Origin of the sequence: Kribbella sindirgiensis, assembly GCF_004331435.1 — a bacterium.
Lineage (GTDB): Bacteria > Actinomycetota > Actinomycetes > Propionibacteriales > Kribbellaceae > Kribbella > Kribbella sindirgiensis.
The window spans coordinates 129,269-145,414 of the sequence record NZ_SJKA01000009.1 but is presented as its reverse complement, the minus strand read 5'-3'; the positions used below and the strand labels follow the sequence as shown (position 1 = coordinate 145,414).

The 16,146-nt window shown below is 68.9% G+C and carries 11 protein-coding genes; 4 read left to right on the top strand and 7 right to left on the bottom strand.

The genetic code is table 11. The features are described 5' to 3' along the window. Position 1: 1 nt before the first annotated feature. On the bottom strand, positions 2-241 hold the full coding sequence (locus tag E0H50_RS25665) for a hypothetical protein (RefSeq protein ID WP_131292947.1): 240 nt from the start codon (positions 239-241) through the stop codon (positions 2-4). A 116-nt stretch (positions 242-357) separates the two neighbouring features. Between E0H50_RS25665 and E0H50_RS25660 the strand changes: the two genes are divergently transcribed. Further along, on the top strand, positions 358-2,814 hold the full coding sequence (locus E0H50_RS25660) for a hypothetical protein (RefSeq protein ID WP_202868333.1): 2,457 nt from the start codon (positions 358-360) through the stop codon (positions 2,812-2,814). Positions 2,815-3,279: 465 nt separating this feature from the next. On the opposite strand, the gene E0H50_RS25655 is transcribed toward E0H50_RS25660, so the two are convergent. Then, positions 3,280-4,854: a glycoside hydrolase family 10-like protein gene (locus E0H50_RS25655; RefSeq protein WP_131292945.1), complete on the bottom strand. Its 1,575-nt coding sequence runs from the start codon at positions 4,852-4,854 to the stop codon at positions 3,280-3,282. A gap of 98 nt (positions 4,855-4,952) precedes the next feature. On the opposite strand from E0H50_RS25655, the gene E0H50_RS25650 reads away from it, so the two are divergent. From E0H50_RS25650 to E0H50_RS25640, 3 genes are read left to right on the top strand one after another with little or no spacing between them, the layout of a single operon-like run. Continuing rightward, a complete protein-coding gene (locus tag E0H50_RS25650; protein ID WP_131292943.1) occupies positions 4,953-5,462 on the top strand; it encodes a GNAT family N-acetyltransferase in 510 nt (169 codons plus the stop codon). A 10-nt stretch (positions 5,463-5,472) separates the two neighbouring features. Beyond that, positions 5,473-6,522 (top strand): pseudaminic acid synthase, encoded by a 1,050-nt coding sequence (gene pseI / locus E0H50_RS25645; RefSeq protein WP_131292941.1) that lies wholly within the window; start codon positions 5,473-5,475, stop codon positions 6,520-6,522. After that, positions 6,507-8,006, top strand: coding sequence for a class I SAM-dependent methyltransferase (locus tag E0H50_RS25640; RefSeq protein WP_238151206.1), 1,500 nt, complete (start codon positions 6,507-6,509; stop codon positions 8,004-8,006). The genes pseI and E0H50_RS25640 overlap by 16 nt, the downstream gene beginning before the upstream one ends. A 208-nt stretch (positions 8,007-8,214) precedes the next feature. Here the strand turns inward: E0H50_RS25640 and E0H50_RS25635 are convergent, their stop codons facing one another. The 5 genes from E0H50_RS25635 to E0H50_RS25615 all read right to left on the bottom strand — a co-directional run bounded on the left by E0H50_RS25635 (position 8,215) and on the right by E0H50_RS25615 (position 16,078). After that, positions 8,215-10,362 carry a glycosyltransferase gene (locus tag E0H50_RS25635; RefSeq protein ID WP_131292939.1) on the bottom strand — a complete coding sequence of 716 codons (2,148 nt, stop codon included), beginning with the start codon at positions 10,360-10,362 and terminating at the stop codon, positions 8,215-8,217. After that, on the bottom strand, positions 10,359-12,041 hold the full coding sequence (locus E0H50_RS25630; protein ID WP_131292937.1) for a hypothetical protein: 1,683 nt from the start codon (positions 12,039-12,041) through the stop codon (positions 10,359-10,361). The genes E0H50_RS25635 and E0H50_RS25630 overlap by 4 nt, the downstream gene beginning before the upstream one ends. Next, positions 12,034-12,852, bottom strand: a complete 819-nt coding sequence (locus tag E0H50_RS25625) for a DNA replication complex GINS family protein (protein WP_131292935.1) — start codon at positions 12,850-12,852, stop codon at positions 12,034-12,036. Before E0H50_RS25625 ends, E0H50_RS25630 begins: the two co-directional genes overlap by 8 nt. Next, positions 12,852-15,125 (bottom strand): glycosyltransferase family 2 protein, encoded by a 2,274-nt coding sequence (locus E0H50_RS25620; RefSeq protein ID WP_165547298.1) that lies wholly within the window; start codon positions 15,123-15,125, stop codon positions 12,852-12,854. Before E0H50_RS25620 ends, E0H50_RS25625 begins: the two co-directional genes overlap by 1 nt. 200 nt (positions 15,126-15,325) lie before the next feature. Next, entirely contained in the window at positions 15,326-16,078 is a 753-nt protein-coding gene (locus E0H50_RS25615) for an N-acetyltransferase (protein WP_131292931.1), read from the bottom strand. Positions 16,079-16,146: the final 68 nt, after the last annotated feature.

Below are 16,146 nucleotides of genomic sequence, written 5' to 3'. Positions count from 1 at the left end.
CTCACCCATCAACTCCCTGACCCGACTCCGATCCACCGAACTCATAAGTCCGAAGCCTAGCGTCCCCGATCGGGGCGGTGCCCAGGTCCGTTCCGTTCCCGCGACCACGCACCCGGGCTTTCAGGCGTTTGATTCGGCTGCTGATCTCCCAGCCGATCAGGGCGATCACCGGGCCCGCCGCGGCGAGTGCCGCCAGCAGGACCTCCTCCACCGGCAGGCCGGCGATGTGCTGCACGACCATTCGAACCTCCCGAACGCTGCGGGGGCTGGGAGATTACAGAGTGTAAACGTGAACTTCCCACCGGTAAACGCCTCACCGGCCACAGATCGAGATCGTGGGACTCATACACTTGCGCGATGATCAGAGCGGGCAGGCGCCGTGCGCCCGGGCGCGGGAAGCGGACCGCGGCGCTGGTGAGCTTGCCCGTACTCCCACTGGCGTGGTTCGTGGCGTTGCAGGAGCACCCGCCGTGGATGCCGGCCGCGTACCTCGGCTACCTGCTGGTCGTGGTCGTCGTACCGGGCACGATGTTCTGGCGGCGGCTGACCGGCGGTGTCGGCTGGTTGTCGGCGGACGTGATCCTGGGTACGGCGTTCGGGCTGGCCGTCGAGGCGTTGCTCTACCCGCTCGGGATGCTGTTCAAGATGCCGTTCGCGGCGTTGCTGATGCCGGCGCTGGCGTTCGGGATGTGGCGGGCGCTGCCGCGACGCACACTGCCGGAGCGGCCGACGCCGTGGTGGTCGATGGCCGGCATGATGGTCGCGGTCGGGGTTGCGGCCGCGTGGTTCGTCCGCGTCGGTTCGCAACTCGTCCCGCTCGACGGTCCGGACGCACTGCGGCCGAACTCGGACACCCCGCACAATCTCGCGCTGGCGGGCGAGATCACGCACCACTTCCCGCCGAAGATGCCGTACGCCGACGGCGGGTGGCTGACGAGCCACTGGGCGGCGTACGACCACATCGCGTCCACGCACTGGATCACGAGCATCCCACTCGACGTACTGACACACCGGATGGCGCCGTTCGCCTGGATTCTGCTGACGGTGCTGGGGGCCGCTGCGGTCGGGATGCTGCTGACCGGTCGTGCGGTCGCGGCTCCGATCGCTGCCGGGCTCGTGGTGGCTGGTGGCGATCTCGTGGCTTGGCCGTGGGCCGTGTCGGACCGGGTGTTCGCGGACGGGCCGTTGTCGCTCGGTGGGCTGACGAATCCACCGCAGGCTTTCTCGACGGTGTTGCTGCTGCCGTTGATCGCGGTGACGACGGTGCTGTTGCGACGGCGGGCGGGGACGACGCGGGCCGAGCTGTTCCGGCTCTTCGTCGCGGCGGGTGTGCTGGTTGCCGCGTTGGCGTTGACGAAGGCGACGACGTTGCCCGTGTACGCGACAGGGCTCGCGGTGGCCTGGATCTATCTGACGGTTCGCCGCGGCCGGCTGAACTTGCGCGCGCTGGTGCTCGGCATCGGCGTCGCTGCCGCCTATACGTTGACGTTCTTCTTCGTACTGCGGGGCGCGGCGTCGAGCGTGCGGTTCGATCCGGGCGCGACGTTCGAGAGCCTCGCGGACCGGATGGGCGGTGGATCCGCGGTCACAGTGATCGCGGCCGTGGTCGTCGCCGGGTGGGCCATGCCGGTGATCGGCGCACTGCTGATCAAGCGGCGGGTGGCGCGGGATCCGATGGTGGTGTTCCTGCTGGCCGGGTTCGTGGCCGCGGTGCTTGGTGCTTCGTTGCTGGCCGATCGTGGGGACACCCAACTGTTCTTCGTACGGACCGGGTTCGTTTACGGCGTCCTGCTCGCGACCTGGGGGCTGGGTTCACTCGAACGCCGGCAGTACTGGATCGCCGGGATCGCGGTCGCGATCGGGGTCGCCGCGATCTACTGGGGCCGGCATCAGACGCCGCGTACGTGCACATCGAACGACTGCTTCGGGCAGGGCCTCGCGGTCGCGCTGGTCATCGCGGTGCTCGGGATCGGCGTCTTCGGGCTGGTCCTGCGCGGTTCCCGGCGTACCTGGGCCGTGATTGCGGTGGCAGTGCTGGTCGGTACGACGGTGTCCCCGACGGTGGCGTCCGTACGGCGGTTCGCGAACCCGCCGCTGACCTCGTACGAGTCGATCGCCCCCGGCGGGATCGAGGCGGCGCGCTTCATCCGCCGCAACTCCGGCTCGAACGACCGGATCGCCACGAACATCCACTGCCACCAGGCGCGCGCGTCGCACTGCGGCACAGGTTCGTACTGGATCGCCGGGTACTCCGAACGCCGCGTCCTCGTGGAGGGCTGGGCGTACCAGGCACGCGTCGACGACACCTACCCCGCCGGCGTGCAGGGCCCGTACTGGAACCAGGACGAGCTGCGCCTGAACGACGAGGTGTTCAGCAACCCGAACCGCCAGCTGATCGAGACGCTACGGACGACGTACGGCGTCCAATGGCTACTGCTCGACGAGCGCGTCGGCGCCCCACCGAAAAACCTGGACAAACTAACCGAACTCCGCTTCCAGCTCGGCACCGTCCGCGTCTACCAGATCTACCCACCACCCCCAGAAAACCCCTTCCCCACCCGAACCCCAACACCCACCCCCGGCTTCCCGACCCAAACCCCCGGGTCCCCGTCGACCACGCCCACCTTCCCGACCGGCTCACCCACCTCCCCGACAACCGGCTTCCCAACAGGCACCCAGTCCCCCGGTCAGACCCAACCAACACAACCCTCCCCAACCGGCCCCCTCCCAACCAGCAGCACGCCAACCTTCCCGACCCAGTCCCCTAGCTACCCCACCGTCCCGCTGCCAACACGACCCACCACTCCGGCCTGAAGAGCCCGTAATCCGGCTGGCCGCTGCCCTGACCGGCTCCGTTGGGCAACCCACTTCGACGGGATTGGCGAGGGCAGAGACACGATCTGGGCACCGTGGACAGGGAATACCGGCTCTTCTGTCCGATGTATGGTGGTGATCAGCCAGTTCCGGGGCCGTGCGACAGGTTGTCGTGGGTCGGAACCTGGTATTACCTGTCCCCAGCCACCACCGCCTATCCCAACCCCCCACCGCCTGTCCCCACTCCCCGCCATCGCCCGACCGGTCGGGCGCACCGGCCGCCGCCTCCGCCGCCCCGCTACCCGTCGCGCAGACGACGGGTTGCCTGGGATCTCGTCGAGTCGTGGCGTTTGGCTGGCGACTGGAACGTCGAGTCGTGGATCGAGGCCGCGGTTGGCCGCCGAAATCCACGACTCGAGGACCACGGGGTGGCTGCGCGACGGCGGGCGGGAGGTCGCAGGATGGTCAGCGGAGGGTGACGGCTGGGATGGGGATGCTCTGGTTGGCGAGGCGGTCCAGGGCGGTTACTGAGTAGATGTACGCCGTGCCGGGGGTTGCTGTGGTGTCGAGGTAGGACTGGGCAGCGCCGGTGGAGCGGACTGTGGTGAGTAGGTTGCGGGCGTCGTTGTCTGGGCAGTGGTCTCCACTGCGGAGTTCGCGGCGGTAGATGGCGTACGACGTGGTGTCCTTCGAGGTTCTGGACCACTTGAGCTGTACGCCGTTGCTCGTGCGCGACGCGTGGACGGCGTGCGCCGGGAGCGGGGCCCGCGCGTCCAGGGCGGGCATCGCCGGGATCAGTGCCGGGCGCGTGTACCAGGTGTTGTTGAGCAGCGTGGTCGCCCCGAGGCGGTCCGCGCGGACGTCCTTGGCGGAGAAGTAGATGTTGCCCTTCACCTCGGGGATCGTGCTGTCGAACGCCAGGTGGTCGCTCAGCTCGGCCGGGTCCGACCAGTCCGGTGACTGCGTCGACGTACCGACCTTGTACGTCGCCTCGCCGATGTAGAGGTGGACGTGCGTACCGCGGACCTGTTCCGCCCACCACGGCACGATCTTGTTGTAGTCCGCCGGTGCGAACCCGCCGGCCCAGTACACCTGCGGGACGATGTAGTCGATCCACTCGTCGCGGACCCACTTACGGGTGTCCGCCGCGAGGTCGTCGTACGTCTGCACGCCGGCCGTGGTGTCGGTGCCCTCCGGGTCGGTCGCCTTGTTCCGCCAGACGGCGAACGGGGAGATGCCGAACTTGATCCACGGCTTGACCGCGTGCATCTTCTGGCTGAGTTCCTGGATCAGCAGGTCGATGTTGTTCCGCCGCCAGTCCTGCAGGTTGTCGAAGCCGGCGCCGTACTGCGCGTACGTCGCGGCGTCGTCGAAGACCTGACCGGCCACCGGGTACGGGTAGAAATAGTCGTCGAAGTGCACGCCGTCGATGTCGTAGTTCGAGACCGCGTCCATGATCGCGTCCTCGACCAGCTTGCGGGCGGCCGGGATGCCGGGGTTGTAGTACAGCTTCCCGCCGTACGTCACGACCCAGTCCGGGTGCTGCCGCGCCGGGTGGGTCGGGAGCAGGCCGTTGATGTTGGTGTCCATCGAGAGCCGGTACGGGTTGAACCAGGCGTGCAGCTCGAGGTTGCGCTTGTGGGCCTCGGCGACCGCGAATGCCAGCGGGTCGTAGCCGGGGTCGCCGCCCTGCACACCGGTCAGGTACTTCGACCAGGGCTCGACCTTGGACGGCCAGAACGCGTCCGCGGTCGGCCGGACCTGCAGGATGACCGCATTGTGGTGCTGCCGGACCGCGTCGTCGAGCCAGCCGACCAGCTCGGCCTGCTGCTGGGCGGCACTCAGCCCGGTCTTCGACGGCCAGTCGATGTTCACCACCGACGCGACCCAGCTCGCCCGGAACTGCCGGAGCGGGGTGGACGCGCTCGGCGCACAGCTCTGCTGACCGTCCGCCTCCACGGCTGACGCCGTACCGGTCAATCCGCTCAGCAACAGCCCCGCTGTCACGCCCAAGACGCCCATGGCTCGCCAGACTCTCATGTCACTCTCCGACCGTCGTTCTCCGTGAAGTCGAAAGATGTTTACACATCCAAGTGCTTGAAGAACAGTGCTGGATCTCTTGGCGCTAGGTTAGGAGCATGCTGCGCGCCGCGACGGAAAACGATGTCGGCACGATTCGGCGACTGCGGAACCAGCAGGCGAACCGTGACGTGAGCATCACCTCGCACGAGATCACCGCCGACGAGCACGCGGCGTGGTGGGCGAAGACCTCCGTGGATCCGACCCGGCGGGTGCTGATCTACACGCGCGACGGCACGACCGCCGGCGTCGTCAATTTCTTCGACCTCGACGGGACGACCGGCGCGTGGGGGTTCTTCCTCGACGCGGACGGGCTCGCGGAGCGCGGCGAGACGCTGCCGGCGTGGATCGAGATCATGCGCGAGGCCACGGCGTACGCGTTCGACGAGCTCGGCCTCGAGCTGCTCACCGGCGAGGTGCTCGAACACAACACCGTGGTCCGGCAGATGAACCGGCGGTTCCGGTTCACCGAAGGTACGCCGGAGACGCTGTCCGCCGGCGGCCGCGAGATCACCGTGATTCCGATCAGCCTGCGCAAGCAGGATCGACGCAAGGGGCAGAGCACATGAAAGGCGTGGCATGAGCACCATCGAGATCGGCGGCGTGCCGGTCGGGCCGGAGCACCAGCCGTTCGTCATCGCGGAAATGTCCGGAAACCACAACGGTGACGTGGAACGCGCGCTGGACATCGTCCGTGCGGTCGCGGAGTCCGGTGCGCAGGCGATCAAGCTGCAGACCTACACCGCGGACACGATGACGCTCGACCTCGACCTGCCGGCGTTCCGGCTGCCTGCTGAGCACGAGCTGTGGAGCGACGCGCGACTGTACGACCTGTACGAGGAGGCGCATACGCCGTGGGCGTGGCACGAGCCGATCTTCGAGCTCGCGAAGTCCCTCGGGCTGGTCGCGTTCTCGTCCGCGTTCGACAGCACCGCGATCGACTTCCTGGAGAAGCTCGACGTACCGGCGTACAAGGTCGCCTCGAACGAGATCGGCGACCTCCCGCTGGTCCGGGGCATGGCGGAGACCGGGAAGCCGATCATCATCTCCACCGGTTCGGCGACCCTCACCGACATCGACGCCGCGGTCCGGGCCGCGCGGTCGACCGGTAACGAGCAGATCATCGTGCTGTCCTGTACGGCGAGCTATCCCGCGCCGCCCGAGCAGTCCAATCTGCGCGGCATCCCGGTCCTTCGCGACGCGCTCGGCGTACAGGTCGGCCTGTCCGATCACACGATGGGCATCGGCGCCGCCGTGGCCGCGGTCGCGCTCGGTGCGACGGTGATCGAGAAGCACGTGACGCTGAAACGCGTCGACGGCGGCGTCGACTCGGCGTTCTCGCTCGAGCCGTGGGAGCTGGAGCTGCTCGTCGAGAGCACGCGGGTCGCACAACTGTCACTCGGCGAGGCGGTCATCGGCCCCAAACAAGCCGAACAGAACGTCCTCCGCTTCCGCCGCTCCCTCTTCGTCACCCAGGACGTCCGCGCCGGCGACCTCATCACCTTCGAGAACGTCCGCTCCATCCGCCCCGCCGGCGGCCTCGCCCCCGACCTCTTCACCCAGGTCGAGGGCCGCCCGTTCCGCGCCGACGTCAAAGCCGGCACTCCGCTGACGTGGGACCTGCTCTGATGTACCTGCTGTTCCCGGGGCGGCATCACGTCCTGACCCGCTTCCAGGGCGAGTTTCTCCAGCAGTTCGCGGACCGGACCGTGGTCTGGGCGGTGACGTCGGCGAATCATCGGACGACGAAGCGGAATCCGGTGGCGTTCGATCGGCGGGAGGCGGCGATCGAGCGGTTCAGTGTGGCGGAGGGGATTCGGTCGCTGGTGGTGGGGGTGGTCGATACGCCGCCGACGGACGAGTTCGCCGAGGTGACGGTGAAGGCGATCGAGGCCGGTACCGACGATCTCGTGCGGTTGACGCCGGAGAACACGGTCGTCGCCTGCTCGACGCCCGAGGTGAGCAAGCTGTACGAGCAGCTCGGGTACGCCGTGATCGGGGTGGAGCCCGAAGGTACGGCGCGCCCGTGGGACGTGCTGCTGATGATTGCTGCGGGCAACGAACAGTGGAAGGAGCTCGCGCACCCGGCGACCGTGGACGTGTTCGAGCGCTACGCCCTGGACGCGCATGTCGCGCGCTGCGTGAACGACCCGGTGGTCGGCGACGACGGCGGGCTCACCACGACCCGCGACTACAAGACGTACGCCGACGCGTTCGAGACCGCCGCCGACCGGAAATGGCAGCAAATCAAGGCGTTTGTCCGCCCCGGACGGATCCTCGACATCGGATGCGCGACCGGGGCGACTCTGCAACTGGTCGATGCGGACCCGCGCTTTCACGAGTCCGATCTGATCGGCGTGGAGGTCGCGCGGCACCTGTTCGCGGAATGCGAGCACAAGAAGGAACAGGGTCTGTTCAGCAACCCGAACGTCTACTTCTACCAGCGCAACATGCTCGGATCCGCCGTGTTCCCGCCGCGGTCGATCGACACGACGCTGACGCTCGCGCTCACCCATGAGATCTGGTCGTACGCCGACGGTTCGCGTCCTGCCACGGTCCAGCGGTTCGCCGACGCGCTCGCCGCGCACACGGCCCCGAACGGTGTCTGGATCAACTCCGACGTCTGCGGCCCCGACGAGCCGGACCGTCCCGTCGTCCTGCGGCTGGACGACAGCGACGGCGCGAATCCGGACGACATCACCGAGCTCGAGTCCCTCGGCGACCCCGCGTCGTACGTCGGCAAACTGTCCACGCGGGCGCGCTTCTTCCAGTTCGCCCACGACTTCCGGCGGAACGCTCGCGTGCCGTTCGAGTACGCCGTACGCGGGGACGAGCTGGTGCTGCGGCTCGCGGACGCGATGGACTTCCTCACCCGGAAGGACTACGTCGACAACTGGCTGAGCGAGACCCACGAACAGTTCTGCGGCCTGAACTTCGCCGGCTGGACCGCCGTCGCCGAACGCGCCGGCTTCACCATCGACCCGTCCTCGACCGCCTGGCGCAACGACTGGGTGATCGACCACCGCATCGCCCCGGTAGCCACCATCACCAGCCCCGACGGCGACCCCGTCGACTGGCCGGCCACCCACCAACTGATGATCGCCCGCCGCTAAGTCATTTCCTGGGTCAGCCAGCGAAATGAGGGGTTCCACACCCTGATCACGGGTACCGAACCCCCAATTTGCCTGGCCCACCCACCAATTTGCCTGGCCTACCCACCAATTTGCCTGGCCTACCCACCAATTTGCCTGGCCTACCCACCAAATGCGACCGCCCTGCGGCGCAGTGGGATGAGGTACGTACTGTCGAACTGCCGGTCGGTTAGGTGATTTCGAGGTGGAGGGTGCCGGCGAGGGGGCGGATGGCGAAGGTGTGGTGGGCTCGGCGGATGGTCAGGGGTAGGCGGGCGGAGAGGAACGGTTCGCACTGGACCGCGTGGGAGGTGCCGTCAGGGGCGGTCGCGAACAGGATCCACTCGGCCGGCTCCAAAGCGGCCATCTCCACCACGGCGGCCCAGCCGTCGTCCGAGACGGTACGTCGGCACGCGACGTCCACGTGGTCGTCGGAGTCCGGCAGGTACCGTCGCCAGCTGAAGTCGACGTCGCCCCAGTCCGGGCCGCGCACTACCAACATGTTGCCCGCAGCAACCGCAGCGGTGGCGGTCATCCGGATCGGGGACTCGTGCAGGTTCACGTACCCGCCGGTCGACCGGGTCAGCATCACCACACGTCCGTTCTCGGCGTGTGAGACCAGGCGATCGCCGGCCGTCCACAGCAGCACCTGCTCCTGACCCTCCGGCCCACGGACCCGGAACGCCCGCGTCGTCCGCTGGCTGAACGGGTCGTCCGGATTGATCTCCGCGAGGATCGGGCCGATCGGCAACCACGCGGTGAAGTCCCGGCCGTGCACCGTGAGCGGCACCGCTTCCTCACCACCCGACAGCGGCCGGCTCACGAACAACGACGGCTCGTCGAACGTCGACCGCCCGTGCAGCACCAGCGCGTCGGGGGTCTGCTCGACCGACGTCAACCGGCACGGATCCGCCAACCGCCGTACGGCGAACGCGCCGTCCTTGCCCGGACCGGGCTGGATCCAGTTCGTGCCGTCGATCCACGACCCCGGCGGCCACCCGGGACTACCGGCCTTCTGCCCGCGCAGCAGGTCCCGTCGCCGGATCCCGCCGACCCGCAGCCGTACGTCGAAGTGCGACGGGCCGGCCGTGCACTTGGCGAGCAGCTCGCGGCTGACGCGAACCTCGAACCCCACCAGGCTTTCCTCGCCGCGGAGGTCGGTCGCCGGACAGCGCCGTACCGGAAGCCGGTAGTTCTTGCCGGCGATCACCAGGCCGATCCGGAGGTTCGACGGCTTCGACTGCAGGTGGCGGATCTCTGCGGTACCGCGGATCGACAGCTCGCCGTCGATCCAGTTCACCTCGCGCACGCTGGTCGCCATCGTCAGGTCGTCGTTGGTGAGCTGCAGGTGTTGCTGGGCCGCGTCCGGGTCGAGCGCGACCTTGTGCAGCAGTTCGAGATCGCCCGCGCGCAGGGCCGCGAACTGCAGCTGGGCGAGGCGTGGCGAGTTCGCCAGCACGGCCTCGTCCAGACGGTCGAGGAGCTCGGTGGTGAGCTCGACCAGGTGCTGCTCCTCCTCGGGCGGGACCGTGCCGAAGGCCGAAAGGATCGCGTGCAGGTCGATCTGCCGGAAATGCGCGTGCACCCGATGCCGGATCGTCGGCAGCGCGTCCTCGATCTCGTCGAGCACCAGACCGGCCGAGACGACCCGGTCCCGGATGTTCGCGAGCTGGAACTTCTGCTGCGTGATCGAGTCGCCCGACTCGCGCTCGCGCCAGAAGTACACCGGCGCCGCGAGGGTGTCGACGGTCACCGCGTCGAGATGCGCCTTCAGCGTGACCGGATAGTCCTCGTACCGGATCGCCGGGAACCGGTAGCCGTACTCGTCCCAGAACGACCGCCGGTACACCTTGTTCCACACCATCCGGTCCAGCACCAACTGCGGCGTCTCGGAGATGTGCGTGGCCGGCCGATCGGCCGTGAAAGCCTGTGCGTGCAACCACGACGGCCGTACGCCGTAACTGTTGTTGAACCGTCGCGCGTTGCCGGCGGCGAAGTCCGACCCGGTCTGGTCGAGCGACCGGATCAGCATCCCGAACCCGTGCCGGGTCACCAGGTCGTCGCTGTCGACGAACGTGACGTACTCCCCCGTCGCGTGCTCGACGCCGGTGTTCCGCGCCGGTCCGAGGCCGGCGTTCTGCTGCTCCACGATCCGGAACCGCGGGTCGCGGAGGCAGAACTCCTTCGCGATCACGGCACTGTCGTCCGGTGAACCGTCGTCGACCAGGATCGCCTCGAAGTCACCGAAGGTCTGCCGCGCGATCGAGTCCAGGCAGTCCTCGATGTAGGCCCCCACGTTGTAGAACGGCACTACCACGCTGAGACGCGGCGTGCTCATCGCTTCCGGATCCGGCGTGCGAGTTTGCGGGCGACGACCTTCGGCTTGCGGACCTGGGCGGCGTGGAAGATGACCCGCGAGACGGCGTACGTGCGAGATCCGCGGATTCGCTCATGGGCGGTGGTCAGCCGCTGGAGCTGGCCGCGGAGTTCGCGGATGCGGTTCTCGCGGGTCTTCATCGCCTTGTTGCGGAAGCCGAGGGTGCGTTCCAGGCCGTAGACATGGCCCTTCAGTTCGAACAGCTCCTGCTTGGCCTCTTCGGCTTCGGCCAGGGCCGTGCGGACGTCGACCTTGGTGGTGGTTGATTCCAGTGCGGCGTCCAGTGCAGCGGCAAATTCTTTGCCGCAGGCAACTTGTTCGGTGGTGGCGGGGGGCGAGTCGGGTGAGGTGGCCTGGGTCTGCTCGGGGGCCTCGACGCCGGACATGCCGAGCCAGGCGGAGATGAGGTCGTCGCCGAGCATCCATGGCGGCCAGGGGTGGCGGCGGTGCTGGCCGATCAGGCGGTCGTGGAAGCGCGCCCAGGCGGCGGCCAGCAGATCCTCCTTCTCGACCGAGTCCTCGGCTACCCAGCCGGAGACGCCGAATGCGAAGGAGTCGCCGTCGTAGATCACGTCGTCCCATCGGACGATCACGCGAGAAGTTGTCACCCACTCACCCAGCTCGGCAGCCAGCTTGCGGAAGGCGGGCACGTCCTCGGCGGAGGCCAGCCGGAACAGCACACTCTCAACCGACACACCCGAGGGGATCGTGGCGGGGACAACCGACGGGTCGAAGGAGAGCGAGCCGACGCTCGCGGGTGTGGCGTCGGCGGGGGTGGTTGTGTCCCAGCCGGTGAGGGTTTGGGTGGCGGTGAGGGTTGTGGTGGCGGCTTGGGTGTAGAGGTCGTGTGGGGGTTGGGCGCCGACGATGGCCAGCCAGCCGGTGGGGATTGCAGCGAGGAGGTCGGCTCGGGCGGCGGTGTCGACGCCCTCGGCGGCGGGTGAGAGCAGCGGGACGTCAACCGTCTCGAGTGCCGCGCCGGCCAGGCGGGTGGCGAGTTCGCCGGGGCGGGAGGTGGCCGCGACGTCGGCCCGGACGAAGGTGCGGGAGCCGAAGTCGGCGTACACCTCGGACGCCCAGGGAAGCGCGGACCTGAGCTGCTCGACCGAGACCGGGCGGGTCGGGTCGTCATGCAGCGGACGCCACTCGTCGTCGCCGTGACGTTCGTCCGCGGGACGGCTGTCCAGCAGGTTGAGCAGCGAGAACTCGTTTTCCAGCCCGAGTACGACGACCGCGTCCGGAGCTGCCAACGCGGCAAGCGCGGCCAGGCGCTCGGTCCACGACAGGTCGGCGCTGTCGTATCCCAGCACCCGATCGAGTCCGTCGGTCGCGATGATCACGTCGTACGGCTCCGTCTGCAGACCGTCCAGCGCACCGGCGATCACCTGCAGGCAGGGCCCGAAGTCCTCGCCCAATTGCCCCGCGTCCGCGACCGAGCGGACCAGGATGGTCACGTCCGAGGAATGCGCGAGCACCGACTCGATCAGCTGCGGCGCATGCGGCCCGAGGATCAGCGTCCGCCGGTTGGCGGGTACGACGTCGGTCAGCAGCGCGGCGAGCGCCGGCCGCGGCGTCGTGCGATCGGTCCACGGCTGCATCTCGCCGCGTACGACCTGGACCCCAGAAGCCGACTCAGACACGCTCTCTCCAATCGAACAGCGACCGCAGTTCCGCGGGCGGCATCATCCAGGGTTTGCCGAGCTCCAGGTCGGTGGTCGCCCGGGCCGCCTCGAGATCGACGGACTTTCCGAGCATTTCCGGCCACAGCCGCTCGATCCGGCGCTGGCCGCCGAACAGCGGGTTCTCGCCGTCCATCTCCATCGGGTCGCCGTACACCGCGGGCTCACAGCCGGCCGCGACGCCGTAGAAGATCGCGGTCGACAGCCGGTTGGCCGCGACCCGCTTGTGCTTGCGCAGCTCGGCCAGCTGCTTGAACAGGAACCGCCGGTCGGTTCCCTCGTACGAGAACCCGCGGCGCCCGAACGACACCACCCGGAACCCCGCGTCCTCGTAGAAGCCACGCACCTCGGGCCGGTCGTACTCCGTGTAGTACAACGAGAAGGTGACCGGACCGGGCTCGGTCTCGCGGATCTCGTCGATCAGCCGCTGGTGGTCGCCGTGGATCTTGCCGCCCTCCCACCCGTGGAAGAGGAACCACAGCGTGCCCTCGCGCTCGACGGGCTCGGCCTGCTCCAGCTCCTGCAGGTACAGGAACGGCGCACCGATGCTGTGGTAGTTCCGCCGGCCGAGTGCGTGCCCGCGACGTCGCGGCGCGTCGCTCCAGGTGAACCGCCAGGCGCCGTCGTAGAACTCGTGCACCGGGTTCCAGCCGCAGCCGATGTTCCAGCCGTGCTGCAGGTAGCCCCGCAGCCGCGGTGGGTGGTCGAAGTCGAACCCGGCGTACCGGGACAGGATGTGCGTCTGACCGTAGTAATGGTTGTGGTGATGCATCACCGCACCTCGACGTGCAGAGTGCCGGCATGGGGTCGGACAGCGAGCGCGTGCGACCCGTGTGTTATTGCCAACGGCAACCGGCTGCACAGGAACGGCTCGCACTGTACGGCGTGCGCCGCACCGTCAGGAGGGGTGGCGAACAGGATCCAGTCGGCCAGCGCGGCCAGGGGATCGACCGAGACCTGCACCGCGGTCACCGGGATCAGCGCGTCCACGTCGACCGTCGCGGACCAGCCGTCGGCGGTGCGGGTACGACGGCACTCGACGTCGAGATGCTCGTCGGAGTCGGCCAGGTACCGCCGCCAGCCGAACGTGACGTCGCGACCCTCCGAGCCGCGCACCGTCAACTCCCGACCGTCGGAAAACGCTGTAACTGCGGTCGTACGGATCGGTGACTCGTGCAGGTTCACGTACCCGCCGGTCGAGCGGGTCAGCGTGACCACCCGGTCGTCGACGACCCGCGAGACCGCGGTGTCGCCCGCGGTCCACAGCAGCACGCGCTGCTGGCGCTCGGGACCGCGGACCCGGAACACCCGGGTCGTCCGCTGGCCGAAGGGGTCGTCGTGGTTCGCGGCCGCGAGGATGTCCCGGACCGGCACCCGGGCCGTGAAGTCACGCCCGTCGATCTCCAACGGAACCTCTTCCTCGCCGCCGACGACCGGTCGGCTCAGGTACAGCTCCGGCTCGTCGAACGAGGCCCGCCCGTGCAGCACCAGCTCGTCGCCCGACTGCTCGACCGCGGTCAACCGGCACGGATCGGTCAGCCGCCGCAGCGAGAACCAGCCGTACTTCCCCGGCCCCGGCTGAATCCAGTTCTCCGTATCGATCCAGGCGCCAGGCGGCCAGCCGGGACTCCCCGGGCCCTGTCCGCCGAGCATGCCCTTCCGCTCCCGCCGGCCCGACCGCATCCGCACCTCGAAGTGCGCCGGGGCGCCCGTGCACAGGCCGAGCGTCTCCCGGTCGAGCAGCACCTCGAACCCGACGAGTGTCTTGTCCCCGTGCAGGTCCAGCGCGTCGTACCGGCGTACGTCCAGCGGGTACGTCGTCGTGCCGACGGCGAGTGCGATGTCGAGGGTCGACGTACGCAGCGTCTCCAGGTGGCGGATCTCCGCGGTGCCCTTGACCGACAGCTTGCCGTCGATCCAGCCGACCTCGCGCACGCTGGTCGCGAGGGTCAGGTCCTGGTCGCGGAGCTTGTACAGCGCGCGAGGTACGGCGGACTCGCCCAGGCCGGGGTAGTTGTACTCGAGCCGCCGGCGCCGCGGTACGGCGCGCGCCCCGCCCCGCAGCCCGCCCAAGTTCCGGAAGGTCGCGAGCCGCCGGAGCAGCTCCACGTCGCCGGCCCGGAGCGCGGCGTGCTGGATCCGGTCGTACCGGTGGGTGGCGGCCAGAACGTCCTCGTCGAGCTGGTCGAGCAGCTCGCGGGACAGCTCCACCAGGGCCTGCTCGTCCGCGCTCGGGACCGAGCCGAACGCGGACATCAATGTCAGTACGTCGATCTGCGCGAGATGCGCGTGCACGCGCCGGCGGACCACCGGTACGGCGTCCTCGACGAGGTCGACGACCATCCCGGCCGAGGTCACCCGGTCCCGGATGTTGCCGAGCTGGAACTTCTGCTGCGTGATCGACTCGCCGGACTCGCGTTCGCGCCAGTAGTAGACAGCCTGCGTGATCGTGTCCACGGTCACCGCGTCCAGATGCGCCTTGAGGGCAACCGGGTAGTCCTCGTACCGGATCGGGGGGAACGTGTAGCCGTTCTCGGTCCAGAACGACCGGCGGTAGACCTTGTTCCAGAGCATCCGGTCCAGGACCAGATCGGGGAACTCCGTGACGTGCGTCGCGTGCCGGACGCGCGCGAACGGCTGCTTGTGCAGCCACGACGGGCGGACGCCGAAGCTGTTGTTGAACCGCCGCGCGTTACCGCCGGCGATGTCGGACCCGGTGCGGTCCAGGGTCCGGACCAGCGCGGCGAACCCGTACCGCGAGACCAGGTCGTCGCCGTCGACGAACGCCAGGTACTCGCCGGTGGCCTCCCGGATGCCCGCGTCCCGGGCCGGACCGGGGCCGGCGTTGTCCTGCTGGATCAGCCGGAACCGCGGGTCCCGGGCGCAGAACTCCTTGGCGACGACAGCACTGTCGTCGGGCGAGCCGTCGTCGACGAGGATCGCCTCGAAGTCGGACCAGGCCTGCCGGGCGATCGAATCCAGGCAGTCCCCGAGGTACTCGCCGACGCCGTAGAAGGGCACCACAACGCTCAACCGCGGGGTCACTCGGGTGTGCCCTCCTCCGCGGTTGCCGATTATCCAGGGTGTGTCTGCCAACCTCACGCCGTCGCGAGCAGGTGCTCGGCGGAGTGCCTCGGCGAGCGGGAGCGGAGGGGTCGATGTGGTTTCATCGTTCCCTTCGCTCCCGTTCGGCGAGGTGCCCGCTGAGTGCCGCGCAGTAGGCGTGAGGTTGGCAGACACACCCTCTACGTAGCGGCAACGAGGTGGACCGTCAGGAGGTTATGCACGGGTTCGAACCCGTAGCGGGACCAGACCCGCTGGATGCCGATCTGGTGGGCCTCGGTGGTGACGACCAGGCGTCGCGTCGTACAGACGTCCTCGATCGCGGCCAGCAGATGACCGTACCGGCCGCGGCCCTGCTCGGCGGGGACGACGCCGGCCAACTGGATCTCGGTCCACGACCGCTGCTCGTCGACGGCCGCCAGCGCCAGCACCCGCCGGTCCGGACCCCGCAGTACGACGGCGCCCGCGGTACCGATCCGCCGCCGGGCCCATTCCTGGCGCCCGGCCAGCGCCTGCGCCCGGTCGAAGATCGGGTTGGAGCAGTAGTGGTTACCGGAGTCGCCGAAGACGTCCGCGACCAGGTCGTCCACCAGATCGTCGTCGACCTCGGGTTCGAGCTGCGCAGTGAAGCCGGCCAACGGCGCCGGGCGCCGGCCCTTGCCGACCGGAAGGGCCCAGGCAGTGACGGCGTCGGCGAGCAGCGCCCGGCGCGGCCCGTCGGCCAGCGCGGCGAACCAGGTGGTCTCCCGCGCCGGGTAGCGCAGCACGATCACGTCCGCGGTCGACTTCTCGACGGCGGCCAGCACCTCCGCGAGCGGCGTACCGGCGGAGGCGGACACCGACATCCGGTCGATGGACACCCCGAAGCGCTTCGCCGCGTCCACGGACGGCCGAACGGTCAGCTCACCGGCTTCGAGAGCGTCGTACCAACTCATAGGCCGCCGAGCTTAAAGCATCAAGGTTGACCCTGCCTCACTGGCAGCGACACGTTGCATTCGTAGCG

Excerpts from the sequence above, each read along its gene's own strand:
- pseI (WP_131292941.1), top strand. The coding sequence starts at position 5,473 with ATGAGCACCATCGAGATCGGCGGCGTGCCGGTCGGGCCGGAGCACCAG.
- E0H50_RS25615 (WP_131292931.1), bottom strand. The coding sequence starts at position 16,078 with ATGAGTTGGTACGACGCTCTCGAAGCCGGTGAGCTGACCGTTCGGCCG.
- E0H50_RS25655 (WP_131292945.1), bottom strand. The coding sequence starts at position 4,854 with ATGAGAGTCTGGCGAGCCATGGGCGTCTTGGGCGTGACAGCGGGGCTG.
- E0H50_RS25625 (WP_131292935.1), bottom strand. The coding sequence starts at position 12,852 with ATGCATCACCACAACCATTACTACGGTCAGACGCACATCCTGTCCCGG.
- E0H50_RS25665 (WP_131292947.1), bottom strand. The coding sequence starts at position 241 with ATGGTCGTGCAGCACATCGCCGGCCTGCCGGTGGAGGAGGTCCTGCTG.
- E0H50_RS25650 (WP_131292943.1), top strand. The coding sequence starts at position 4,953 with ATGCTGCGCGCCGCGACGGAAAACGATGTCGGCACGATTCGGCGACTG.
- E0H50_RS25635 (WP_131292939.1), bottom strand. The coding sequence starts at position 10,362 with ATGAGCACGCCGCGTCTCAGCGTGGTAGTGCCGTTCTACAACGTGGGG.
- E0H50_RS25660 (WP_202868333.1), top strand. The coding sequence starts at position 358 with ATGATCAGAGCGGGCAGGCGCCGTGCGCCCGGGCGCGGGAAGCGGACC.